Source organism: Pseudomonas sp. A-B-19 (assembly GCF_019947515.1).
Classification (GTDB): domain Bacteria; phylum Pseudomonadota; class Gammaproteobacteria; order Pseudomonadales; family Pseudomonadaceae; genus Aquipseudomonas.
This window is the reverse complement of the sequence record NZ_JAGYGN010000023.1, coordinates 83,572-106,405: the sequence shown is the minus strand read 5'-3', so window position 1 is coordinate 106,405 and position 22,834 is coordinate 83,572. Positions and strand designations below refer to the sequence as shown.

The window sequence follows — 22,834 nt, the reverse complement described above, 5'->3', positions numbered from 1 at the left end:
CCGCCCCCCCAAGCCTGCGCGCAAAAAGCCTGCCCCGAAGACCCCGGCCGCGGCCGTCGCCCCGAAGGAAAAGGCCAGCCTGCACCCGCGCAATCGCCATCAGGGTCGCTACGACTTTCCGGCGCTGATCAAAAGCGCCCCGGAATTGAAGAAATTCGTGATCATCAATCCGTACGGCAAGGAAAGCATCGACTTCGCCAGCCCCGACGCCGTACGGGTGTTCAACCGGGCGCTGCTCAAGTCGTTCTATGGCATCGCTCACTGGGACATTCCGGCCGACTACTTGTGCCCACCGGTGCCAGGCCGTGCCGATTACGTGCACTTCCTCGCCGACCTGCTGGCCATCAGCAATGACGGTGTGATCCCCCGGGGCGCCGCCGTGAAGGTGCTGGACATCGGCATGGGTGCCAACTGCGTGTATCCGCTGATCGGTTACAGCGACTATCGCTGGCAGTTCCTTGGTTCCGATATCGATGCGACCGCCATTGCCGCGGCGAAGGCCATCATTCAATCCAATGGCTTGAACAAAGCGATCCAGGTACGCCAGCAGAGCAACCCCAAGCAGATCCTCACAGGCTTGCTGGAGAGCGCAGAGCGGTTCGACCTGACCATGTGCAACCCGCCATTCCACGCCTCTCTGGACGAGGCCACACGGGGCAGCACACGCAAATGGCGCGCCCTGGGCAAAGCCGATCCGAAACGCAAGCTGCCGGTGCTGAACTTTGGCGGCCAGTCGGCCGAGTTGTGGTGCGAAGGCGGTGAAGTACGCTTCGTAACCCAATTGGTCAGCGAAAGCGTGCAGGTCGCTCAGCAGGTGCTGTGGTTCAGCACGTTGGTATCAAAGGCGTCGAACCTGCCGGCGATCCAGACCGCCCTGAAAAAGGCCGGCGCCCTGGAGAGTCAGGTAGTGGAAATGTCCCAAGGACAGAAGCAGAGCCGCTTCGTCGCCTGGACCTTCCAGACCAAAGCGCAGCAACAGGCCTGGCGCCAGGCACGATGGAGCACCGCTTCAGCGCAGTGAGCGCTTTATCGCGCCCACAAAAAAACCGTGCCCGGATCGCTCCGGTGCACGGTTTTTTAACAAGTCTTACTTGTTGACAGCGTCGGTCAGGCCTTTGGCCACAACCAGCTTGATCACTTTCTTGGCAGCGATTTCGATGGCAGCGCCAGTCGAAGGGTTACGGCCAGTACGGGCAGGGCGCTCAGTCACTTTCAGTTTGCCGATGCCTGGCAAAGTGATTTCGCCGCCGTTTTCCAGCTGATCGGCAACGATTTGGCCCAGTTGGTCCAGAGCGTTACGCGCGGTGGTTTTCGGCGCGTCGATAGCTTCAGCGATGTCGGCGATCAGTTGGTCTTTAGTAAGAGCCATTTAGTGTTCCTTCCCTATCAAATTCATATGGATTGCAGAGTGCAATGTCAGCCATCGAGCCCGATCTTCTGGATCTGGCACCCTCGGCGAAATAACCTCGGGATCGGGGTTATAGATACCGAAATCAGGGTTTGGTTCGACCTGACAAAAGCTGACTGCAGGCTTAACGCAGTGACTTCGCGCAAGACCGGGCAAAACTAGCACACAGACGTGGAAATATCCGCCTCTAGCTACCCATTTGGTCAGCTTTATTGCGCTAAAACATGAAAAAACCCCCTAAGCGCCGCCGGTCACCCGCCAATTACCCTTCGCACCGCGCCAAAACCAGTGGTTGCGGTACACTGGGCGCTTTTTCGGGGGAGCACGCCCTCCTCTCTTCATTCAGCCGAGAAGCCCATGCCGATCCGTCATTGCATCGTCCACCTGATCGACAAAAAACCCGACGGCACACCTGCGGTTCTTCACGCCCGTGACTCTGAACTGGCTGAGTCCGCGGCCATCGAGAACATGCTCGCCGACCTCAACGAAAGCTATAACGCCAAACAGGGTAAAGCCTGGGGCCTGTTCCATCCGGAATCCGGCGCGTTCCCGTTCAGCGGCTGGCTGAAGGAATACCTGGAGGGTAGCCAGGATTTCACCGCATTCAGCCGAGTGGCGGTCGAGCACCTGCAAAAACTGATGGAAGAGTCAAACCTGTCGGTCGGCGGCCACGTGCTGTTCGCGCACTATCAACAAGGCATGACCGACTACCTGGCCATCGCCCTGCTGCACCACAGTGAAGGCGTGGCCGTGACCGACGAACTGGACGTGACCCCGTCCCGTCACCTGGACCTTGGCCAGTTGCACCTGGCGGCGCGGATCAACGTGTCCGAGTGGCAGAACAACAAACAATCCAAACAGTACATTTCGTTCATCAAAGGCAAGAATGGCAAAAAGGTTTCGGAGTATTTCCGCGACTTCATTGGCTGCCAGGAAGGTGTCGACGGTCCCGGTGAAACCCGCACCCTGCTCAAAGCCTTCAGTGATTTCGTCGAAAGCGAAGACCTGCCGGAAGACGACGCCCGCGAGAAGACCAAGACCCTGGTGGATTACGCCAGCAGCCAGGCCAAACTCGGCGAACCAATGGGTCTGGAAGAGTTGTCGGGACTGATCGACGAAGAACGCCCGAAGGCTTTCTACGATCACATCCGCAATAAGGATTACGGCCTGTCGCCGGAAATCCCGGCTGATAAACGCACTCTGAACCAGTTCCGTCGTTTCACCGGCCGCGCCGAAGGCCTGTCGATCAGTTTCGAAGCGCACCTGCTGGGATCGAAGATCGAGTACGACGAAGAGGCCGGCACGTTGATCATCAAGGGCCTGCCCACTTCGCTCACCGATCAGTTGAAGCGTCGCAACTGATGCTCGGCGGCATGCTGAAAAAATTCCTGCTGATCCTGCTGGTGGTCGCGGCTTACCAGAACTGGGGCAAGCTCGAGCGGGTGTTCAATCCTTCGCAAGTCGTATCGGAACAGACACAGGCCCAGGCCAACGTCGTGCTCTACGCCACCGAATGGTGTGGTTACTGCAAACTGACCCGGCGCTTTCTCGATCAGAAAGGCATTGCGTACAAGGAATTCGATATCGAGAAGGATGCCGTCGCGCGCGGGGACTATCAGGCACTGGGCGGTGGTGGCATTCCGATCATCGATGTGAACGGAACCCTGATTCGCGGGTATGACCCGGATGCGATTCTGGCAGCGTTGAAGTAACCCCACCTTGCAGGAGCTGGCTTGCCAGCTCCTGCAGGATTTGGGCTTACTGCGCTTCGATACGAAATCCAAAGCGCGGGAAGTGCACATGCACCACGCCGCCACGCTCGTCCTTGCGACGCACAATCAGTTCTTCGCTGCCGGCAAACAGCAGCTCTCCCACGACCGGATCAACGCCATAGTCCGTGGCCGCGATCACTACCTGTTGCCCCGCCTTGAATCCATTGGGATCGACGAACTGCTCATCCGGCAATGCCGCTGGCGTGGACGTGCGCGCCACTGCCAGAGCCTCCTCGGAGCTCATCTCGCTGGACGCACCATGACCGAAGCCCATAACCCTCGCATGCCAGGCGGTAACCGCCGGATAAGCATCGACCAGGGGGGCCGTGACCGGCGTCGCCTTGAGAAACCACAGTGAATGAGCCAAGGCGAAGTCGGCAATCGACGGCTCGCCAAACAGGTAATCGCCTTCTTCGCGCTGCAACTGTTGCTCCAGCCGCGACATGATCGTTGGCCACTGATGCCTGGCCTGCTCGGCGGACAGTTTTGTCGCGCTGCCGCCACTGAACAAACCGGCACGGTCAGCCAGAAACGCCTTGATCGCTTCCGGCGATAAATTGCCAAAACGCACCGCTATCGACTCCGGCTGGAACACCAGGCTGACCGCATGCTGGAACACCACTGAGTCGGCCCAGGCTGCAAATGACGCGGTGATCATTTCTTGACCCTCAGGGAAAAACGCCGGCAAGGCTTTTTCCTGCTCCAGTCGCCGGGCAATCAATGCCGTATCGCAATAGATATCTGCACCGACCTGCAACACCGGTGTCTTGCGATAGCCACCGGTCAGCGCCGTGAGATCCGGTTTGGGCATCACTGGCGGGATCTTCACCGAGCGCCAGGACAAGCCCTTGAAGCCCAGCAACAGGCGGGCCTTCTCGGCAAAGGGGGACGTCGGGTAATGATGCAGAATCAACTCGGACATGCTCGGCTCCGCCGCAAGAATCAGGAACCAGCAGCTTAGCGCGCAATCAGCTGGCAGCCTACAGATCTGCCTGATGGGAACCGATCATTCAGAGTGATAAGCCAGAGTCGGCGCTCGCCGCGTTCGCCACCAGGCATTCCTTGGCACTCTTCTTGAGTTTTTTGATCAGCCGTTCCTGACGCAACGCATCGCTTTTGTCGCGACAGCGTTCGGTGTAGACCAGGGCCATGGCCGGGCTGGAGAGAAAGAATCGTGCGCCCTTGCCGCTTTGATGCTTGGCGAAGCGCCGCAAGGGATCATCGCTGATCCCACAATAGAGCGAACCGTTGGCCGCGCGAACGAGGTAGACGAACCAGGTTTTGCTCGCGCAGGTGTCGGTGTCGACAGGGCTTTCGCTGAGGGTGGTCACGTAACGGTCCGGGCTTGAGGAAAAACAGGCCGGGATCTTATCAGCGACTGGCCTGGAATGCCTTCAGCCCCTTCAATGCCTGGGCGCGAACAGCGTTGCGCACCAGTGGCGTCCAGCCCAGCAACAGACCTTTGAAACCCAGCGCCTGACGCGACCAGGCCCACAGATCAAAACGGTCATGATGCTCACAGATCTTGCCATCACGAAAGACGAAACGCGCCTGGATATCGTTGATCACGATGTTGCCGGTCTGGCTGAACAGATAGGTCGCGACCCAGTGGGAACCGCCGGTGCGCTCATCGGCGTGAACATGGTCGAACGTCAGGGAAAAATCTTTGGCCCGAGTGGTCAGCATGCGCCACATGTCACCGGCATCGCGACCGCGAAGCTCGCCGAACGCCGGATCACTGAACACCACGTCATCGGTATAGCAGGCGCTCATGGCCTCGGCATCCAGCCGCTGAAACGCTTGATAGAACCGGGTAATCAATGCGCTGTTGGCGTCACTCATGCACAAGCTCCGTAAAATTGAGAATGCCTGCACGATAATCCGTAAATGCGCTGAACACTATTGGCATTCGCCACGAAAATATCAGGACTGCCAATCTACCACTAGGCTAGGGCGATATTCCGCTGTCACGGGCATAGGAGAAAAGATCGACATCCGTAGAGATGCCCAGCCTGAGCATGGCCATGTTTTTTTGTTTGCTGATGGTTGAGACGCTGCGTTTGAAGTGGCTGGCGATTTCGCTGACGGTCATGCCGCTGGCCAGCATCCGGACCACTTCATGCTCTTTGGCCGACAGTCGCGATTCGAGCAACTGACTGCTCGTATTGGCCAGCAGCGTGCGCAAACGCTCACTGAGGTAGCGTCGTCCGTCACACACCGCGTTGATCGCCAGGGACAGTTCGGTTGCCGAGTCGGCTTTGGCGACGATGCCCGATACTCCTTGAGCCAACGCCGCCTTCGCCGTTGTCATACTGGTAAACATCGTCACCAGAATGATCGGCAATGTCGGGTAGCGTCGCTGAATCGTATTCAGCATTTTCAAACCATCGGCGTGCTGCCCGCCCGGCATGGCGAAATCGGTAATCAGCAAATCACAGGGCGTTTCTGCAAGCAGGCTCATCAGGCTGTCCGCACCATCAGCCTCTCCCACAATTTCACATTGCCGGCTGGCATTGACGAGTATCCGCAGACCGATGCGAACGACGGAATGGTCATCTGCAATTACGACTCGCACCGTGGGAATCCTCCTACTTGTGGCTGGAAGATTCGGAAAATAGCGTCGTTCTGCGCCCTCCACAACGCCCCTAAAAAGCCTCGTTTTGACTTTCCTCAATGTATTCAGGGGCCGGGGCTTTTTACCCAGCAAACAACAGAAACGGCCTACATCGTTTCGCGCACCAGGCTACAGAGAAAGACTATCTCCTGACCGCACTCCGAAAGAATGCTTTTTGTAGTCGCAACATCCTTGAATACAAACAGCCATCCCTTTTCGTATTTGTTGCATTCCTCCCAAACACCCTTCTCGCTAAGTTGCGCCTATCAAGCAGTTTGTCTGCACCGGCGTTGTGCCGGACCCACCGTCACCTCATCCAACTTTTTTCAAGAACGAGTGAATACATGAACAAGACACTGATGACCCTAGGCACTGCATTACTCTTTAGCGTGACTTCGTTCGCTTACGGCAGCTCCAGCACCGACCTGACCGTCACGGGCGTGATTACACCGGCAGCCTGCACACCGAGCCTGTCCGGTGGTGGTGTTGTGGATTATGGGAAAATCTCCGCAAAGGATCTGAATCAGGACACCCACACCCAGTTTCAAGACAGAACCCTCCAACTGACCGTGAGCTGCGACGCACCTGTGCGATTTGCAATTGTTCCCGTCGACAACAGGGCCGGCACCTCGTCTACTGCCGGCGCCTTCGGATTAGGCCTGATCAACGGCAATGAAAAGCTCGGGCGTTATTTTTTGCACTACCAGAATCCGGTCGCAAACGTTCCTTCGCTGGCGATTCAGTCTCAGGACAACGGCCAAACCTGGCTTGAACTTGCCAACTCCGCGCTTCAACCTGATGACCTGCTTTCATTCGGCAACACCAAGACAGGCGTCACCGCGCCCCACGATGTTCAAGATGTCGTCGTGGACATTTTGCTCTTGACCGCCATCGCCCCGGCCAACGGCCTTACGCTAACCGACGAACAGAAAATCGATGGTTCGGCAACCCTGCAGATCATCTACCTGTAACTCGATAGTGTCTTCGGACAACGGCTGACTCCAGCCGTTGTCCGTGCTCTGAAGGGTTCCCGCCAAAGTCCTCGCTTCTGCCTCTCGCGCTATCGGTGATTCACGAGTACGGCCCATGTCAGCGACCTTTTTTCGTGACCATCAATAAGGCACGTCATGACGATGTTTTTAAAATTCGCACGCCATATGATCCCCTTCGGTGTCGGTGCACTTGCATGGTTCCTGCCCCAGCTGGCTCAAGCCGACGGCATGGTTCCCGACACCTCCGTGGTGATCGTCAACGAGGCCAACGGTGAGGCATCCGTATCCGTGACCAATACCGATGACAGCCTGGTGTTGCTGCACGTCACCCTTGAAAACATTCCAGAAGACACCGAGCCCCTGGTGTTCGTGACGCCACCGCTGGCCCGGGTTGAACCGTCCAGGACCCAGTTGATCCGCTTCATCCTGCAATCGGAAAAGCCCCTGCTCACCCAGCGGTTGAAACGCGTGATCTTTGAAGGCATCCCCCAAGGCAAGCCAGCTGCCGAAGCCGGGCATGCCCGGGTGGGTGTAACGGTGCGCCAGAACCTGCCGGTCATCCTTCACCCCGCTGGCCTGGCGCCTAACCGCACTCCGTGGACCGACCTGCGATGGACGCTGCAGGATGGCCAACTGACCGTGAGCAACCAGACACCTTACGTCGTACGCCTGGCTCAGGAAATACAGATGCTGCCTTCCGGGGACCCCGCAATGCTGCCGCGAACCTACCTGTTGCCCGGTGACCGGATCAGCGTGTCGGTGCCAGCAAGAACCGCCACCCAGGTACGCCTTCAACCGGCGACCGTCTACGGCTTTGCAGTGCCGCCCTACGACGCCCCGATCACCCCTTAGAACCGGAACACCGATAGCCCCAACCGGGAAAAGCGGGCGCTGATGTTCCAACGCGAACCTGATGCCGTAGTGGTCCAGGCCAGCGCACAGGTCAACCCAAGTGAACCCCATGAACACTGTACTGAAATACCGTGGCGGCGAAGCCATGCCTGCTTTCAGGCGTGCCGACACTCGTCCTCGACTGCCGCCGCTGTGCACCGGCGTGGTGTTGCTGATGACCAACATGCTGATGGTGCTCGACGCTCGCGCCGAAGATCCCGGCAGTGCTTCGTTACTGACCTCGTTCGACCAGAAGACGCTGGTCCAGCGCGGTATCGATCCGGCGCTGGCGACCCAACTGCTGAACGCCCCGCGATTCGCCGCGGGCCACCATCCGATCACACTCACCGTCAATGGTCAGCGCCAGGGACGCGTAGACGTTACGTTCAACAATGAGGGCGACTTGTGCTTTGACCACGCCTTGCTTGATGCGGCAAACCTGAGCGAGCCCACCGCCTCCACCAACGACCCTCGTTGTTTTGACGTTCTCGGTACTTGGCCGCAAACCCTGATCGAACAGGACCCCGCCAATCTCGGTCTGTCATTGATCGTGCCCACGGACGCCATGCGTGCAAAGGTCCGGGACTTCTCGGGTTATCAGACCGGTGGCTTCGCCGGACTGCTCAACTATGACGTCAACAGCCTATACAGCCATTACGGTAGCCAATCGAATCGCTTCCTGTCGGCCAACACCGAAGTCGGTTTCAACGCCGGCGACTGGATCGTTCGCAGCCGCCAGGTGCAGACCTGGCAGAACGATGTGTCCCGCACCAGTCACCTGGCGGCGTACGCCCAACGTACCTTCACCGCTCATCAAGCGGTGCTTCAGGCCGGTCAGATCAACCTCTATAACCCGGTACTGGCCACTGCGCAGATTACCGGCGTGCAACTGATGACCGAGCAGGCGCTGCAGACCGAAATCCAAGGCAGGCCCATCGAAGGCATTGCCCACGGCCAGGCCCAGATCGAAATTTGGCAGAACGGGTCGCTGATCCACTCGACCGTGGTGCCCGCGGGCCCCTTCTCCCTGAGCAACGTTCAGCGTCTCGACAGTCGTTCCGATGTCGAGGTCGTGGTCAAGGAAACCACTGGCAGCGAGCAGCGCTTTACCGTCCCGGCGTCTCTGCTCGGGATGGACCTCCCGGCGCCTGGCTTTTCGCTGACAGCCGGCCAGCTACGTCAGCCAGGCGATACACAGACCAACGATCCCTGGCTGATCAGCGGCAGCTGGAGCGGGGCATTGAATCCCCACGTCATGCTCAGCACGGGCGCCACGGGGGCCGCGGATTATCGAGCAATGGGCGCAGGCGTGGGCTTGCTGCCCTGGACCGGCACACAGCTGCAGACAACCCTGCAAACCTCCGAAGCCAGCTCCGGCCACCCGGGAAAAGGCATTCAGGCCGATTTGAACCTGTCGCATCGCTTGGGTGAACAATGGTCGATGAATGCCGGGACGTCCCACCGGACCTTCGGTTATCGCGAACTGTCGCAAGCGGTGCTCGAAACCGAGTCGCGCAACCGGTCCCGTTATCGCGACCAACAAAACCTGGGGCTGTCCTGGTCGCCTCCCGGGACTGGTGCACTCAGCGCCAGCCTCAGCCGCTCAACGTCCTTCGACGGACAAAGCAGCAGCCGCGCCATGGCATCCTGGGGCACCCTCATCGGTGGTGTATCGGTCTCGGCCACGGTGCAATGGCAAGTCAGCGGCACCCGGCATATCGATGACAGTGCCTATCTGAACCTCAGCATTCCGTTGGGTGAAAACCGTCGGGGGCGAACCTGGGTTCGCAGCTCTGCCGGCGAATATCGCAGCGGTGTGGGTTTGAACGAACAACTCAACGATCACTTGAGTTACCGGGTCGGCGTTGAGCATGACAGTCGCGACAGACAAGTGCAGTCTTCCGCCGGTGTTTCTATCCTGCCACGCTACAGTCAGCTGGACGTGAGCTATACCCGCACTGATGCCGAGCGCCCCAGTTACCAGGTGGGAGCACGCGGTGGGGCGGTGTTGCATGGCGATGGCCTGACACTGTCTCCTTATCCCGTGCGCGACACCTTCGCGTTGCTGTCGGTAGGCGATGCCGCCGCCATCAAAGTCTCCACCCCCAGCGGCCCGGTGTGGACCGATTGGCAAGGTCGAGCCGTGGTTCCTCACGTGACGGCCTATGGCCGCAACCCGGTGGAAGTCGACACCCGCTCGCTGCCGCGCAATCTCGATATCAACAACGGCCTGGCGGTGATATCCGCCGGGCGCGGCGCCGTCGACAAGGTCGAGTTCGGGGTCATTCAGACTCGCCGCGCCTTGCTCAAAGTCACTCTGGACAACGGCGCATCGCTGCCCCGTGGCGCAACGGTGAGCACCGGTGATGACGAATTCGTCACGCTTGCACAGGAAGGCGGGCTGGTGTTTCTGCCCAATGTCCTAGCGACTCCCACCCTGTGGATAACCGCACCTGGCATGGATCGCTGTGAACTGCACTTCGAGTTGCCGGCCAAGGCCGACGCCCAGGCGTACTTCGAAACCGCCCTCGCCCAATGCCGCACGCCATAAGGATGACTGCATGAAACTGCCCGCACCTTTGATGCTGACCTTCGCCACCCTGACGCTGGGCGGGCTCATGCCTGATGCCCGGGCGCTCGCCGATGACTGCCGGCTCAGCCTGAGCCAGTCGGTACTCGATTACGGTTTGATGCAAAGGGCGATTCGCACTCCCGAACCCCAGGAGCAAACCTTGGGTGAGCGTCGCGTGAGCTTGAACCTGAATTGCCCGCAACCCGCCGACATGAGTGTGTTTTATCGCGCCATCGCTGCGACCGCAGAGCGCTATCGGCTCGCCGACCACGGCAGCTACACCGTACACATCAGTGATGCGGTGCTAGATGGACAACCGGTGGACCTGGGTTTGATTTCCACTGCCGGCCAAGCACCGCAGGCCACAGCCTCAGGCCTGCCTTGGCGACCCGGGCAGGCCATTGTTCCAGTGCGCAGTGGCGTCGCCGTGCGAGGGAAAAACCTGTCAGCTCAACTTCAACTGACAGCCTGGACACAGGCGCAGGTGTCGCAGCTTCGTGACGCCGCTGTCTGGGAATCCTCCGGGCTGTTCGAGCCGGTCGCCGCGGGGCGCTCCGCAGAGATAACCCTGCGTGCACGTTTTGCGCCCGCCGCCTGTCACGTGAAACTGTCCAATGGCGGTCGGGTGGATTTCGGTCGGATGTCGAAAAACGATCTTGATCGCGACAACAGCACTCGTCTGCCACCCAAGAGCTTGACCCTACAGGTTGGCTGCGATGCCCCGACCCCCTTTGCCCTGCTCATGCACGACAACCGCGCAGGCTCGGCTGCCGTCAACAGCGAGATTTACTACGGCCTCGGTCTGGACAACAGCAGCAATAAAATCGGCCTGTATTCACTGAACGTCGACCCCACGGATGCCAGCGCCGACCATTTCTCCCGCCTGTACCGAACCGACTCCACCACCGACGGGACGGCCTGGAGCCGCGCCAGTTCGAACCCGATACCGATGGCTCAGAGAAGTCTCCTGGGGTTTACCCATAATGCCGGCAGCCTCTCAGGCCCGGTGCCGATCCAGAACCTCACCACGAAGGTAACGGTAGAGGCCGTCATTGCCCCCACTTCGACCCTGGATCTCACCGACAAAGTGATCCTCGATGGTTCTGCGACGCTGGAAGTCCTGTATTTGTAGTGCTTGACTGCTTTAAATTCTCTCGCTGACCACCTGCACATACAGCGCCCGCCCGGCACCCAGCCCGGCGGTGATCGCACCGAGGCCAATGACGCCAAAAATCCAGCCCACGGCCGTCCAGCCGCCGGTCCAGTCATGCACGATACCGACCGCGAACGGCCCCATGGACGCCAGGGTGTAACCGAAGCCCTGGGCCATGCTCGACAGGTTCGCCGCCACATGGGAATCGCGCGAGCGCAGCACGATCAGGGTCAATGCCAGGCTGAACGTGGCGCCCTGCCCCAACCCGAGCATGATCGCCCAGCCCCACAAGCCTTCGATCGGTGCGTACAGGCAACCGAACAGACCGCCGAGCGTCAGGGCCATCACGATCACAATCGCCAACCGCTGATCCTTGCCGCGCGTCGCCAGCCATGGCGCGGCGAGGGAGCTGACCAGTTGCACGATCACCGAACCCGACAACACCAGCCCGGCCTGGGTCGGAGTCAGGCCACGTCCGATCAGAATCGACGGCAACCAGCCGAACACGATGTAGGCCAGGGACGATTGCAAGCCCATGTACAAGGTCACCTGCCAGGCCAGCGGGTCACGCAATAGTCCCCGAACGCGGTAGGCGACATGGTGCGCTCCGTGTTTCTGGCCGACTTGCGGCAGCCAGAACAGTGCCGCCGCAAAGGCCGGAATGACCCAGAAGCCGAGACCCACCGCCCAGCTTTTGTCGAAATGCTCACTGAGCGGCACTGTCGCACCCGCCGCCATCGCCGCCCCCAGGCATAGGGCCATGGTGTAGACGCCGGTCATGGTCCCGGCCTGTTTCGGGAAGTCACGCTTGACGATGCCCGGCAGCAAAACGCCGATCACGCCGATGCTGGCACCGGCGAGCACGCTGCCAGCAAAAAGACCGATCTCACCGAACGAACTGCGCAGGATGATCCCGCCCGCCAGGGTCAGCAGAATGCCCAGCACCACCCGCTCGGCACCGAAACGACGCGCCAGCACCGGCGCCAATGGTGCAAACAGGCCAAGGCACAGCACGGGCAACGTCGTTAGCAAACCGGCCTGCGATGCGGACAAGCCCAGGGACTTCGACACTTCGCTGAGCATCGGCGCCATGCTCGACAGCGCCGGGCGCAGGTTCAGCGCCACAAGTATCAGGCCCATCAGCAACAGCCACGGCCGGCGCAGAACCGGGTGGGTTTGCTGGACCTGTTCGTCATCGGCCTCGGCGTCGATCAACAGCTCTTCCAGCTCTGCCGAACGTTTTGACACTGTGGATAAATCACTGCGGTGCATCGACTTCTCGGTTTCAAGGTTCATCGATCAACTGCCTCGACAGGGTTTTGGCCCGTTCCGGGTCGCTTTGTTCGACGGCATCGAGCAACGCGATGTGCAGGTCGAACACTTCCTGGCGGCGCGGGACGATGCTCAGGGTCTGGCGCAACTGTGCGCCGACGATGCTGGAGAAATAGCGGTACAACTCACTGAGGGTCGGGTTGTGCGCAGCGTCCACCAAGCGGCGGTGAAACACCAGATCGCAGGCGATGTAGGTGTCGAGATCGCCGTGGTAGTGGCTACCGCTGACACCCAGCGCCTCGCGCAATGCCACCAGGTCTTCATTGGTGCGGCGCATGGCTGCCAGGCCGACGGCCTCGACTTCAAGGATGTGCCGGGTTTCCCGGGCCTGCTCAAGGGAGCAACGGGACAGCGCCTTCAAGGTATCGAGCGGATCGATCACCGCGCGCAGGTAACTGCCGTCGCCCTGACGGATTTCGATCAAACCGGAAAACGCCAACACGCGCATGGCTTCGCGCACGGTGTTGCGGCTGATGCCCAGCTCGGCGGACAACTCAGGCTCGGTAGGCAACCGCTGACCCACGACCCAGACGCCTTGGTTGATGCGCAGGCGCAGTTGGTCCAGGGCCTGATCGACCAGGGATCGTTTCACTATCGGGGATATTTCAGACATGGAATTCGCCCCCTCATCCAATCATAGGATGAATTTCCTGACATATTAGTCAGACCAGGCAATCCACACAACCCCTGTAGGAGCTGGCTTGCCAGCGAAAGCGGTATATCAGGCACATAATGCTGAATGGACGATCGCCTTCGCTGGCAAGCCAGCTCCTACAGGTGGACGTAAATCGCACCAAAAATAAACCCGGAACTCGGTCCGGGTTTATTTCAGTGCCTGGGTTCGATCAATGCAGGATCTGGCTCAGGAACAGCTTGGTGCGATCATTCTGCGGGTTATCGAAGAAGTCGTTCGGCGCCGCCTGCTCGACGATTTCACCCTTGTCCATGAAGATCACGCGATTGGCCACGGTGCGGGCGAAGCCCATTTCGTGGGTGACGCAGAGCATGGTCATGCCGTCTTCGGCCAGGCCGATCATGGTATCGAGTACTTCCTTCACCATCTCCGGGTCGAGCGCCGAAGTCGGTTCGTCGAACAGCATGATTTTCGGTTTCATGCACAGCGCGCGGGCGATCGCCACACGCTGCTGCTGACCGCCGGACAGTTGCCCCGGGAACTTATGCGCCTGCTCCGGAATGCGTACGCGTTCCAGATAGTGCATGGCAATTTCCTCGGCCTTGCGCTTGGGCATCTTGCGCACCCACATCGGCGCCAGGGTGCAGTTCTGCAAGATGGTCAGGTGCGGGAACAGGTTGAAGTGCTGGAACACCATGCCGACTTCACGGCGGATCGCCTCGATCTGCTTGAGATCGTTGGTCAGTTCCACGCCATCGACCACGATGCGGCCCTGCTGGTGCTCCTCCAGACGGTTGAGGCAGCGGATGGTGGTGGACTTGCCGGAACCCGACGGCCCGCACAGGACGATACGCTCGCCCTGCTTGACGTTGAGGTTGATGTCTTTGAGCACGTGGAACTGGCCGTACCACTTGTTCACGCCCTGCATCTGAATAATGCCTTCAGGGCTCACAGGCTGTTTGATTGCTTCGCTCATAAAAGAACTTCCTAAATTAGGTAGCGACTTAGCGCTTGTGGCCTGTGTCGAGCTTGCGTTCCAGATGCATGGAATAGCGCGACATACCAAAACAGAAAATCCAGAACACCAGGGCGGCGAACACATAACCTTCGGTGGCCATGCCCAACCATTTCGGGTCGGCCGCAGCTTGCTTGACGCTGTTGAGCAGGTCGAACAGGCCGATGATGATCACCAGGCTCGTGTCCTTGAACAGCGCAATGAAGGTGTTGACGATGCCGGGGATCACCAGCTTCAGGGCTTGCGGCAGAATCACCAGGCCCATGCTGCGCCAGTAGCCCAGCCCCATCGCGGCAGCGGCTTCGTACTGACCTTTGGGAATCGCCTGCAGACCGCCACGCACCACCTCGGCCACGTAGGCCGACTGGAACAGAATCACGCCGATCAGCGCCCGCAGCAGCTTGTCGAAGTTCATGCCTTCGGGCAGGAACAACGGCAGCATCACCGAGGACATGAACAGCACCGTGATCAACGGCACGCCACGCCAGAATTCGATGAAGGTCACGCAGACCACGCGAATCGCCGGCATGTTCGAACGGCGACCCAGGGCCAGGACAATCCCCAGCGGCAGCGCACCGGCAATGCCGACGGTGGCGATCACCAGGGTCAGCATCAGGCCGCCCCATTGGCTGGTCGCCACATCGGTCAGGCCGAAGATGCCACCGTGCAGCAAGAAGTAGGCAAAGATCGGGTACAGCACCAGGAAGCTCAGCCCGTACACCGCTTTATGATGAAAGCGCGAGATGAACAACGGCGCCACGCCAACGATCGCCAGCCACACCGTCAGGTCCACGCGCCAGCGCATTTCCGGCGGGTAGTAGCCATACATGAACTGGCCGAAACGCTGCTGGATGAACACCCAGCAGGCGCCTTCCTTGGTGCAGTCGGCGCGGGTCGTGCCCACCCAGTTGGCGTCGAGAATGGCCCAGCTCAGGATCGGCGGAATCACCAGGTAAATCAGATAAAACGCAAACAGGGTCAGCAGGGTGTTGAGCCAGCTGGAGAACATGTTCGCGCGCATCCACGCCACCACACCGATGCTGCGGCCCGGTGGAGGCATGTCAGGTTTGAAAGTATGAGTGCTCATGCGCTTTTCCTTACCGCTCGATCAGCGCAATGCGCTTGTTGTACCAGTTCATCAGCAGGGAAATGCTGATACTGATCGCCAGGTACACGCTCATGGTGATGGCAATCACCTCGATCGCCTGCCCGGTCTGGTTGAGCACGGTGCCGGCGAACAGCGAGACCATTTCCGGATAACCGATACCGGCCGCCAGCGAGGAGTTCTTCGCCAGGTTCAGGTATTGGCTGGTCAGCGGTGGAATGATCACGCGCAGCGCTTGCGGGATGATCACCTTGCGCAGGGTCGGACCGTTACGCAGCCCCAGCGAGTGCGCCGCTTCGGTCTGGCCATGGCTGACCGACTTGATGCCCGAGCGCACGATCTCGGCGATGAACGCCGCGGTGTATACGGTCAGGGCCAGGGTCAGCGCCAGCAGTTCCGGGATCAGCACCCAGCCACCGACGAAGTTGAAGCCTTGCAGCTTCGGCATTTCCCAGTGCAGCGGCACGCCGAAGATCAGTGCGCACAGCGCGGGGATGACCAGGAACATCGCCAGGCCGACCCAGAACTTGTGGAACGGCACACCCGTGGCTTCGAAGCGCTTGGTCGCCCAGCGGCTCATCAGCACGATGGCGACGATGGCCACTACAATACTGGCTACGAACGGCCAGAAACCATCGGCCATCAACGCGGCGGGCATGTTCAGGCCGCGGGCGCTGACGAAGAAGGTGTCGCCGAAGTTATGGCTGTTGCGCGGCCCCGGCATGGTCAGGAACACCGCGAAATACCAGAACAGGATCTGCAGCAGCGGCGGAATGTTGCGAAAGACCTCCACGTAGACCGTGGCCAGTTTGGCGATGATCCAGTTCTTCGATAGCCGTGCCACACCGACGATGAAGCCGAGGATTGTCGCCAGGATCACGCCGATGAAGGTCACCAGCAAGGTGTTGAGCAGGCCGATGACAAACACCCGGGCATAAGTGTCCGCTTCGGTGTAGTCGATCAGGTGTTGAGCGATGCCGAAACCGGCACTGCGCTCCAGAAAGTCGAAACCGGAGGTAATGCCCCGGTGTTGCAGGTTGGTCTGGGTGTTATCGAACAGATACCAGCCCATCGAGACCACCGCCACAATGGTGATGATCTGGAATAGCCACGCACGCACTTTTGGATCGCTGAGGCTGAGCCTCTGCTTTGGTGCGCCGATTGAATTTTGCATGAAGTGCCCCGCAAATAATGGAACAGAACATCACCCGGCGGTTGGCCCACCGGGTGATAGAACCATCAGCGCACTGGTGGTGCGTATTGAATGCCGCCAGCGTTCCACAGAGCGTTCAGCCCGCGGTCGATTTCCAGCGGAGTGCTCTTGCCGAGGTTTTTCTCGAACACTTCACCGTAGTTACCCACTTGCTTGACGATCTGTACGACCCAGTCTTTCTTCACTTTCAGGTCTTTGCCGTATTCACCGTCGGTACCCAGCAGACGGGCAACGTCCGGGTTCTTGGTGCCCTTGGCTTCGGCTTCGACGTTCTTCGAAGTGATGCCGGCTTCTTCAGCGTTGAGCATGGCGTAGCCAGTCCAGCGCACGATGGCCAGCCACTCGTCGTCGCCATTACGCACGACCGGGCCCAGAGGTTCCTTGGAAATGGTTTCCGGCAGAACCACGTAGTCCTTTGGCGAAGCCAGCTTGCTGCGCTGGGCGAACAGCTGGGATTTGTCGGAGGTCAGTACGTCGCAACGACCGGATTCCAGCGACTTGGCGCTTTCGTCGGAGGTGTCGAAGGTGATCGGGGTGTATTTCAGGCCGTTGCCGCGGAAGTAGTCGGAAACGTTCAGTTCGGTGGTGGTACCGGCCTGGATGCAGATGGTTGCACCGTCCAGTTCCTTGGCGCTTTTGACGCCCAGCTTGTTGTTTACCAGGAAGCCGATGCCGTCGTAGTAGGTGATGAAGCCAGGAAACTTCAGGCCCATGCCCGCGTCACGGGAGCTGGTCATGGTGGTGTTGCGCGACAGGATGTCGATTTCGCCGGATTGCAGCGCGGTGAAGCGCTCCTTGGCGTTCAACTGGCTGAACTTGACCTTGGTCGCGTCGCCGAAGACAGCCGCCGCTACTGCACGGCAGTAGTCAGCATCGATACCTACGATCTTGCCGGTGGAATCCGGAACCGAGAAGCCTGGCAAGCCATCGCTGACGCCACACTGCACGAAACCTTTCTTCATCACTGCATCCAGGGTTGCGCCCGCCTGGGCAAACCCGCTGACACCGAGTACCGCGGCTGCAGTCACGATAGCCAGGGTGGATTTCAACATCTTCATTCAAACCTCCAGTTTTGCTCTTGTTGTGTCGGAGCGTGAGTCCTGTCGCACCCTTTTGAGGCGTAGTCGACCCGTGTTGGCTTTTTTTGGGGTCAACCGACGTAAGACATTAGCTATGAGTCTAGTAGGAGAAAATCCACGTCATGGAAAACTCGCTCTCACCAGTCGGCCGAACGGGGCTGTAGCCCTTTCACGTTCGCGAAGCCCCGTAGCGGCCCTTGGCGAACATCCATCACCGGAATCATTGCTATCCCACAGTCGGCAGTACACTGATAGTGTTACCGCCAGGTGCGAGATGCATTGCACCGTTTCTCCATAGCAAAGCCCGTACCACACCGCCCGCGGAAGCGCTTCAGCTGCAGGTCAATAGCAAAACTTGTACCCTTGCGACATCTTCTTAACGGATCAACCTGACGCGCACTTGGATCACGCACTTAATGAGCGCGCACGCACAACATTGGAGCAGCCATGACCAACCCCTTGATTCTTGAACCCGTCAAGACCGCAGACGCCTGCGTCATCTGGCTGCATGGCCTGGGCGCCGACCGCTATGACTTCCTGCCAGTGGCCGAAGCGCTACAGGAAAGCCTGCTGAGCACCCGCTTCGTTTTGCCCCAGGCACCGAGCCGCGCCGTGACCATCAATGGCGGTTACGAGATGCCGAGCTGGTATGACATATTGGCCATGAGCCCGGCACGCGCGATCAATCGCGAACAACTCGAAGAGTCGGCCGACTGGATCATCGAACTGGTTGAAATGCAGCGCACCAGCGGAATAGACGCCTCGCGGATTGTCCTGGCAGGTTTTTCCCAGGGCGGTGCCGTGGTGTTGCACACCGCATTCCTGAAATGGCAGGGACCACTGGGTGGCGTACTTGCCCTTTCTACTTATGCGCCGACTTTCAGCGATACGCTCGAACTGTCCGCCAGCCAGCAGCGCATTCCCGTGCTTTGCTTGCATGGCCAGTACGACAACGTGGTGCAAAACTCAATGGGACGCAGCGCTTACGAACACTTGAAGCTGCGTGGTGTCACCGTGAGATGGCAGGAATACCCAATGGAGCACGAAGTGTTACCCGAGGAGATTCGCGACATCGGCGTCTGGCTCGCCGAGCGTTTGCGCTGAGCGTTCAGGATTAAAAGCGCCCTTTGATCCATCCCCCTACGCCGCGCCCGGTTCTTGCATTACACTGGCCGGCGTACATTCCTTAACCAATTGATGAGATGACCGTGCTCAAAGCACTCAAGAAAATGTTCGGTAAAAGCGAGACTGAGCAACTCGCGCCAGTTCCCAGCCCTGCGTCTCACGCTCCCAGCCACCGCACCGACGGTAATCAGTCTGAACGGGCCGCCCCTACCGCGGCACCCAAGCATGAGCCAAAGACCGCAAAAGCTGCCCAACCTGCGGCAGTAACAGCCCCGGAACAGCCACACAGCGAAACGCCGAAACCCGCCAAACCGCGCCGCGAACCCAAGCCCAAGGCGCCGGTCATCCCATGGAAACTCGAAGACTTCGTCGTCGAACCCCAGGAAGGCAAGACCCGCTTCCACGATTTCAAACTCGCCCCTGAGCTGATGCACGCCATCCAGGACCTGGGCTTCCCGTATTGCACGCCGATCCAGGCCCAGGTGCTGGGCTTCACCCTCGCGGGCAAAGACGCCATCGGCCGCGCCCAGACCGGTACCGGAAAAACCGCCGCGTTCCTGATCTCGATCATCACCCAGTTGCTGCAAACCCCGCCGCCGAAAGAGCGCTACATGGGTGAGCCGCGGGCGCTGATCATCGCGCCGACCCGCGAACTGGTGGTGCAGATCGCCAAGGACGCCGCCGACCTGACCAAGTACACCGGCCTCAACGTCATGACGTTCGTCGGCGGCATGGACTTCGACAAGCAGCTCAAGCACCTCGAAGCCCGCCACTGCGACATCCTTGTGGCCACACCAGGCCGTCTGCTGGACTTCAACCAGCGCGGCGACGTGCACCTGGACATGGTCGAAGTGATGGTACTGGACGAAGCCGACCGCATGCTCGACATGGGCTTCATCCCGCAAGTGCGCCAGATCATTCGCCAGACGCCACCGAAGTCCGAGCGTCAGACGCTGCTGTTTTCCGCGACCTTCACCGAAGACGTGATGAACCTGGCCAAGCAATGGACCACCGACCCGTCGATCGTCGAGATCGAAGCGCAGAACGTGGCCAGCGAAAACGTCGAGCAGCACATCTACGCGGTGGCCGGCGCCGACAAATACAAACTGCTCTACAACCTGGTCAACGACAATGGTTGGGAGCGGGTGATCGTGTTCGCCAACCGCAAGGATGAAGTGCGACGCATTGAAGAACGCCTGGTGCGCGACGGCATCAACGCCGCGCAACTGTCCGGCGACGTGCCGCAGCACAAGCGCATCAAGACCCTGGAAGGTTTCCGCGAAGGCAAGATCCGCGTACTGGTGGCCACCGACGTGGCCGGCCGCGGCATCCACATCGACGGCATCAGCCACGTGATCAACTTCACCCTTCCGGAAGTGCCGGACGACTACGTGCACCGCATCGGCCGAACCGGTCGTGCTGGCGCCGACGGTGTGTCCATCAGCTTTGCCGGTGAAGACGACTCCTACCAGCTACCGTCCATCGAAGAACTGCTGGGGCGCAAGATCAGCTGTGAGACGCCACCGACGCATCTGCTACGGGCCGTTGAACGCAAACGTCCTCATTAAGCGAGGCTCAAAAGACAAGCGCAGCCGGAAACGGACTGCGCTTTTTTTTGCTTTGGATATTGCTCGCGATAACTAAAAGTCCATAATAGACAAATTAGTTTACTTTCAATTCCGGAGCCGACCATGTCCAGTACGCCCCAAGTGATCAACCAGAACCAGGCTCGCGAGTTGCTGGCGCAGGTCGACGTACCGCAGATCCTGCGCAAAATGTTCCGTGACCTGGCGACCGGGCAAGCAGTGCAACCGGCGCAGCAACTGGTGGAGTTCCCACAGGGTGCCGGCGACTTCATCAACTACTTGGGTGTGTTGGCCGAAGACGGCGTGTACGGGATCAAGACTTCGCCGTACATCGTCCGTGATCAGGGACCATTGGTGACCGCGTGGACTCTGCTGATGTCGACGCAGAGCGGCCAGCCGCTGCTGCTGTGCGATGCCGGCGAACTGACCACCGCGCGTACTGCGGCAACCACCGCCGTAGCGGTCGACGCCCTCGCCCCGATCACAGCCAGTCGCCTGGCCATCATCGGCAGCGGTAAAGTGGCCCAGGCGCACCTGCATTACGTGAAAGGCCTGCGCGACTGGCAGAGCATCAGCCTGTACTCGCCGAACCTGAGCGACGATCCTGACACCGTCGGCCTGCTGAAAAACATCGAACCACGCCTGAACATCCTCGACAGCCGCGAAGCCGCCGTTGAGGACGCCGACGTGATCATGCTCTGCACCTCCTCCCCCGGCCCGGTGATCGATCCGTCTCACTTACGCAAACCGGCACTGATCACCTCCATCAGCACCAACGCGCCACGTGCCCACGAAGTGCCGCCGCAGAGCCTCAATGACATGCAGGTGTTCTGCGACTATCGTCTGACCACTCCGGGCTCGGCCGGCGAAATGCTGATCGCCGCCGAACGGCACGGCTGGGACAAGGGCGCGATTGTCGGCGACCTGCCCGACCTGCTCAGCGAAAAAGTCCTGCGCCCTGATTACGATCGCCATGTGTTTTTCCGCTCCATCGGCCTGGGCCTGGAAGACATTGCGCTGGCCAATGCGATCTATCGCCTGCAGCACTAATCCCCCCCTGTAGGAGCGAGCTTGCTCGCGATGGTGTGTCAGCTGACACAGCGGTGCCTGATCCACCATCGCGAGCAAGCTCGCTCCTACAAGGGTACCGAACCATTGGCATCGCGCGTTATCAGGAGACGTTCATGAGCCAGGCAGATTTCATCATCATCGGCGGCGGGATTGCCGGCGCTTCCACCGGTTTCTGGCTGTCGCAGCACGGTCGCGTGATCGTGCTCGAACGCGAATCCCATCCGGCCTATCATTCCACCGGCCGTTCGGCGGCGCTGTACACCGCGGCCTACGGCACCCCGCAAGTGCGGGCGCTGACCCTGGCCAGCCGGGACTTTTTCGACAACCCGCCCAACGGTTTCTGCGAACACCCGCTGCTGACTCCGCGCGGCGAGATAACCGTGGATTTCACCGGTGACCCGGATGAACTGAACAGGCAATACCAGAGCGCAAAAACCACGGTGCCAGAGATGCAATTGCTCGGCGTCGATGAGGCCTGCGCATTGGTGCCGATCCTGCGCCGGGAAAAAGTCCACGGCGCCATCTACGACCCGACCGCCAGCGACATCGACACCGATGCCCTGCACCAGGGCTATTTGCGCGGCATCCGCCGTAATCAAGGCGAAGTGCATACCGACCGCGAAGTCGTCAGCCTGAGCCGCGACGATCAAGGCACATGGCACGTCCAGACCAGCAACCAGACGTTCAGCGCGCCGATCATCATCAACGCCGCTGGCGCCTGGGCCGACAAGATCGGTGAATTGGCCGGTGCGAAGCCCTTGGGCCTGCAACCCAAACGCCGTGCCGCGTTCATCTTCGCCGGCCCCGAAGGCGTGGACATCCACCATTGGCCGATGCTGGTCAGCCTCGACGAATCCTTCTACATGAAACCTGACGCCGGGATGTTCCTCGGCTCGCCGGCCAACGCCGACCCGGTGGAACCCCACGACGTGCAGCCCGAAGAGCTGGACATCGCCATGGGTATCTACCAGATCGAAGAAGCCACGACCCTGACCATTCGCCGTCCGACCCGCACCTGGGCCGGCCTGCGCAGCTTCGTCAGTGACGGCGACCTGCTGTCCGGTTTCGATCCACAAGTGCCGGGGCTGTACTGGGTCGCGGCACAGGGCGGTTATGGCATCCAGACCTCGCCGGCCATGGGCCAGGCCAGCGCAGCCCTGGTGCGCGGTGCAGCGCTGCCCGAGTCGCTCGGCCGTTTCGGCCTGAATGCCGAAATGCTCTCCCCTGCCCGCCTCGGCTGATCCTGATCCTCAGGTGACGCGCCCACACGAT

The 22,834-nt window shown here is 60.0% G+C and carries 22 protein-coding genes; 11 read left to right on the top strand and 11 right to left on the bottom strand.

The genetic code is table 11. The features are described from left to right. Positions 1-1,021: 23S rRNA (adenine(1618)-N(6))-methyltransferase RlmF (rlmF, locus tag KGA81_RS22705; RefSeq protein WP_223548647.1), on the top strand; the 1,021-nt coding region annotated here is incomplete at its 5' end. Positions 1,022-1,087: 66 nt separating this feature from the next. Here rlmF and KGA81_RS22700 read toward each other — a convergent pair. Further along, entirely contained in the window at positions 1,088-1,369 is a 282-nt protein-coding gene (locus KGA81_RS22700) for an HU family DNA-binding protein (RefSeq protein ID WP_007905514.1), read from the bottom strand. Between the two features lie 396 nt (positions 1,370-1,765). On the opposite strand from KGA81_RS22700, the gene yejK reads away from it, so the two are divergent. Continuing rightward, positions 1,766-2,770, top strand: coding sequence for a nucleoid-associated protein YejK (yejK, locus tag KGA81_RS22695; RefSeq protein ID WP_007972706.1), 1,005 nt, complete (start codon positions 1,766-1,768; stop codon positions 2,768-2,770). Then, the gene (locus KGA81_RS22690) at positions 2,770-3,120 is read left to right on the top strand and encodes a glutaredoxin family protein (RefSeq protein WP_223548645.1); all 351 of its coding nucleotides are present in this window, start codon (positions 2,770-2,772) and stop codon (positions 3,118-3,120) included. Before yejK ends, KGA81_RS22690 begins: the two co-directional genes overlap by 1 nt. Before the next feature lie 46 nt (positions 3,121-3,166). On the opposite strand, the gene KGA81_RS22685 is transcribed toward KGA81_RS22690, so the two are convergent. From KGA81_RS22685 to KGA81_RS22670, 4 genes are all read right to left on the bottom strand, one after another. Beyond that, positions 3,167-4,102, bottom strand: a complete 936-nt coding sequence (locus KGA81_RS22685) for a glutathione S-transferase family protein (protein ID WP_223548643.1) — start codon at positions 4,100-4,102, stop codon at positions 3,167-3,169. Positions 4,103-4,190: 88 nt separating this feature from the next. Beyond that, positions 4,191-4,511, bottom strand: a complete 321-nt coding sequence (locus tag KGA81_RS22680; RefSeq protein ID WP_223548641.1) for a GIY-YIG nuclease family protein — start codon at positions 4,509-4,511, stop codon at positions 4,191-4,193. A 40-nt stretch (positions 4,512-4,551) separates the two neighbouring features. Beyond that, positions 4,552-5,022 carry a nuclear transport factor 2 family protein gene (locus tag KGA81_RS22675; protein ID WP_223548639.1) on the bottom strand — a complete coding sequence of 157 codons (471 nt, stop codon included), beginning with the start codon at positions 5,020-5,022 and terminating at the stop codon, positions 4,552-4,554. A gap of 106 nt (positions 5,023-5,128) precedes the next feature. Beyond that, on the bottom strand, positions 5,129-5,755 hold the full coding sequence (locus KGA81_RS22670; RefSeq protein WP_223548656.1) for a response regulator: 627 nt from the start codon (positions 5,753-5,755) through the stop codon (positions 5,129-5,131). 383 nt (positions 5,756-6,138) lie between these two features. Between KGA81_RS22670 and KGA81_RS22665 the strand changes: the two genes are divergently transcribed. The 4 genes from KGA81_RS22665 to KGA81_RS22650 all read left to right on the top strand — a co-directional run bounded on the left by KGA81_RS22665 (position 6,139) and on the right by KGA81_RS22650 (position 11,381). Beyond that, positions 6,139-6,765, top strand: coding sequence for a DUF1120 domain-containing protein (locus KGA81_RS22665; RefSeq protein WP_223548637.1), 627 nt, complete (start codon positions 6,139-6,141; stop codon positions 6,763-6,765). 156 nt (positions 6,766-6,921) lie between these two features. After that, positions 6,922-7,638 carry a fimbria/pilus chaperone family protein gene (locus KGA81_RS22660; protein ID WP_223548635.1) on the top strand — a complete coding sequence of 239 codons (717 nt, stop codon included), beginning with the start codon at positions 6,922-6,924 and terminating at the stop codon, positions 7,636-7,638. A 109-nt stretch (positions 7,639-7,747) separates the two neighbouring features. Further along, positions 7,748-10,228, top strand: a complete 2,481-nt coding sequence (locus KGA81_RS22655) for a fimbria/pilus outer membrane usher protein (protein ID WP_223548633.1) — start codon at positions 7,748-7,750, stop codon at positions 10,226-10,228. Positions 10,229-10,238: 10 nt separating this feature from the next. Beyond that, positions 10,239-11,381, top strand: a complete 1,143-nt coding sequence (locus KGA81_RS22650; RefSeq protein ID WP_223548631.1) for a DUF1120 domain-containing protein — start codon at positions 10,239-10,241, stop codon at positions 11,379-11,381. A gap of 12 nt (positions 11,382-11,393) precedes the next feature. Here KGA81_RS22650 and KGA81_RS22645 read toward each other — a convergent pair whose 3' ends face one another. The 6 genes from KGA81_RS22645 to KGA81_RS22620 form a co-directional block, all read right to left on the bottom strand. Beyond that, entirely contained in the window at positions 11,394-12,698 is a 1,305-nt protein-coding gene (locus KGA81_RS22645; RefSeq protein WP_223548629.1) for a CynX/NimT family MFS transporter, read from the bottom strand. Continuing rightward, positions 12,688-13,347, bottom strand: coding sequence for a FadR/GntR family transcriptional regulator (locus KGA81_RS22640; RefSeq protein ID WP_223548627.1), 660 nt, complete (start codon positions 13,345-13,347; stop codon positions 12,688-12,690). Before KGA81_RS22640 ends, KGA81_RS22645 begins: the two co-directional genes overlap by 11 nt. 232 nt (positions 13,348-13,579) lie before the next feature. Next, positions 13,580-14,344, bottom strand: a complete 765-nt coding sequence (locus KGA81_RS22635; RefSeq protein WP_003171943.1) for an amino acid ABC transporter ATP-binding protein — start codon at positions 14,342-14,344, stop codon at positions 13,580-13,582. A gap of 28 nt (positions 14,345-14,372) precedes the next feature. After that, on the bottom strand, positions 14,373-15,470 hold the full coding sequence (locus KGA81_RS22630) for an amino acid ABC transporter permease (protein WP_223548625.1): 1,098 nt from the start codon (positions 15,468-15,470) through the stop codon (positions 14,373-14,375). Positions 15,471-15,480: 10 nt separating this feature from the next. Continuing rightward, positions 15,481-16,662: an amino acid ABC transporter permease gene (locus KGA81_RS22625; RefSeq protein ID WP_223548623.1), complete on the bottom strand. Its 1,182-nt coding sequence runs from the start codon at positions 16,660-16,662 to the stop codon at positions 15,481-15,483. Between the two features lie 65 nt (positions 16,663-16,727). After that, positions 16,728-17,759: an amino acid ABC transporter substrate-binding protein gene (locus KGA81_RS22620; protein WP_007972676.1), complete on the bottom strand. Its 1,032-nt coding sequence runs from the start codon at positions 17,757-17,759 to the stop codon at positions 16,728-16,730. A gap of 468 nt (positions 17,760-18,227) precedes the next feature. Here KGA81_RS22620 and KGA81_RS22615 point away from each other — a divergent pair, with 468 nt between their 5' ends. From KGA81_RS22615 to KGA81_RS22600, 4 genes are all read left to right on the top strand, one after another. Continuing rightward, entirely contained in the window at positions 18,228-18,884 is a 657-nt protein-coding gene (locus KGA81_RS22615) for an alpha/beta hydrolase (RefSeq protein WP_223548621.1), read from the top strand. Between the two features lie 98 nt (positions 18,885-18,982). After that, positions 18,983-20,473, top strand: coding sequence for an ATP-dependent RNA helicase RhlB (gene rhlB / locus KGA81_RS22610; RefSeq protein WP_223548618.1), 1,491 nt, complete (start codon positions 18,983-18,985; stop codon positions 20,471-20,473). Positions 20,474-20,596: 123 nt separating this feature from the next. Next, positions 20,597-21,541: an ornithine cyclodeaminase family protein gene (locus tag KGA81_RS22605; protein WP_223548616.1), complete on the top strand. Its 945-nt coding sequence runs from the start codon at positions 20,597-20,599 to the stop codon at positions 21,539-21,541. A gap of 134 nt (positions 21,542-21,675) precedes the next feature. Continuing rightward, positions 21,676-22,803: an NAD(P)/FAD-dependent oxidoreductase gene (locus KGA81_RS22600; protein WP_223548614.1), complete on the top strand. Its 1,128-nt coding sequence runs from the start codon at positions 21,676-21,678 to the stop codon at positions 22,801-22,803. The last annotated feature ends 31 nt before the right edge of the window (positions 22,804-22,834 follow it).

Bases quoted from the DNA above. Each gene is read 5' to 3' on its own strand.
- KGA81_RS22630 (WP_223548625.1), bottom strand. From the start codon at position 15,470: ATGAGCACTCATACTTTCAAACCTGACATGCCTCCACCGGGCCGCAGC.
- KGA81_RS22635 (WP_003171943.1), bottom strand. From the start codon at position 14,344: ATGAGCGAAGCAATCAAACAGCCTGTGAGCCCTGAAGGCATTATTCAG.
- KGA81_RS22665 (WP_223548637.1), top strand. From the start codon at position 6,139: ATGAACAAGACACTGATGACCCTAGGCACTGCATTACTCTTTAGCGTG.
- KGA81_RS22645 (WP_223548629.1), bottom strand. From the start codon at position 12,698: ATGAACCTTGAAACCGAGAAGTCGATGCACCGCAGTGATTTATCCACA.
- KGA81_RS22620 (WP_007972676.1), bottom strand. From the start codon at position 17,759: ATGAAGATGTTGAAATCCACCCTGGCTATCGTGACTGCAGCCGCGGTA.
- rhlB (WP_223548618.1), top strand. From the start codon at position 18,983: ATGACCGTGCTCAAAGCACTCAAGAAAATGTTCGGTAAAAGCGAGACT.
- KGA81_RS22700 (WP_007905514.1), bottom strand. From the start codon at position 1,369: ATGGCTCTTACTAAAGACCAACTGATCGCCGACATCGCTGAAGCTATC.
- KGA81_RS22650 (WP_223548631.1), top strand. From the start codon at position 10,239: ATGAAACTGCCCGCACCTTTGATGCTGACCTTCGCCACCCTGACGCTG.
- KGA81_RS22605 (WP_223548616.1), top strand. From the start codon at position 20,597: ATGTCCAGTACGCCCCAAGTGATCAACCAGAACCAGGCTCGCGAGTTG.
- KGA81_RS22600 (WP_223548614.1), top strand. From the start codon at position 21,676: ATGAGCCAGGCAGATTTCATCATCATCGGCGGCGGGATTGCCGGCGCT.
- yejK (WP_007972706.1), top strand. From the start codon at position 1,766: ATGCCGATCCGTCATTGCATCGTCCACCTGATCGACAAAAAACCCGAC.
- KGA81_RS22690 (WP_223548645.1), top strand. From the start codon at position 2,770: ATGCTCGGCGGCATGCTGAAAAAATTCCTGCTGATCCTGCTGGTGGTC.
- KGA81_RS22640 (WP_223548627.1), bottom strand. From the start codon at position 13,347: ATGTCTGAAATATCCCCGATAGTGAAACGATCCCTGGTCGATCAGGCC.
- KGA81_RS22660 (WP_223548635.1), top strand. From the start codon at position 6,922: ATGACGATGTTTTTAAAATTCGCACGCCATATGATCCCCTTCGGTGTC.
- KGA81_RS22655 (WP_223548633.1), top strand. From the start codon at position 7,748: ATGAACACTGTACTGAAATACCGTGGCGGCGAAGCCATGCCTGCTTTC.
- KGA81_RS22685 (WP_223548643.1), bottom strand. From the start codon at position 4,102: ATGTCCGAGTTGATTCTGCATCATTACCCGACGTCCCCCTTTGCCGAG.
- KGA81_RS22615 (WP_223548621.1), top strand. From the start codon at position 18,228: ATGACCAACCCCTTGATTCTTGAACCCGTCAAGACCGCAGACGCCTGC.
- KGA81_RS22675 (WP_223548639.1), bottom strand. From the start codon at position 5,022: ATGAGTGACGCCAACAGCGCATTGATTACCCGGTTCTATCAAGCGTTT.
- KGA81_RS22625 (WP_223548623.1), bottom strand. From the start codon at position 16,662: ATGCAAAATTCAATCGGCGCACCAAAGCAGAGGCTCAGCCTCAGCGAT.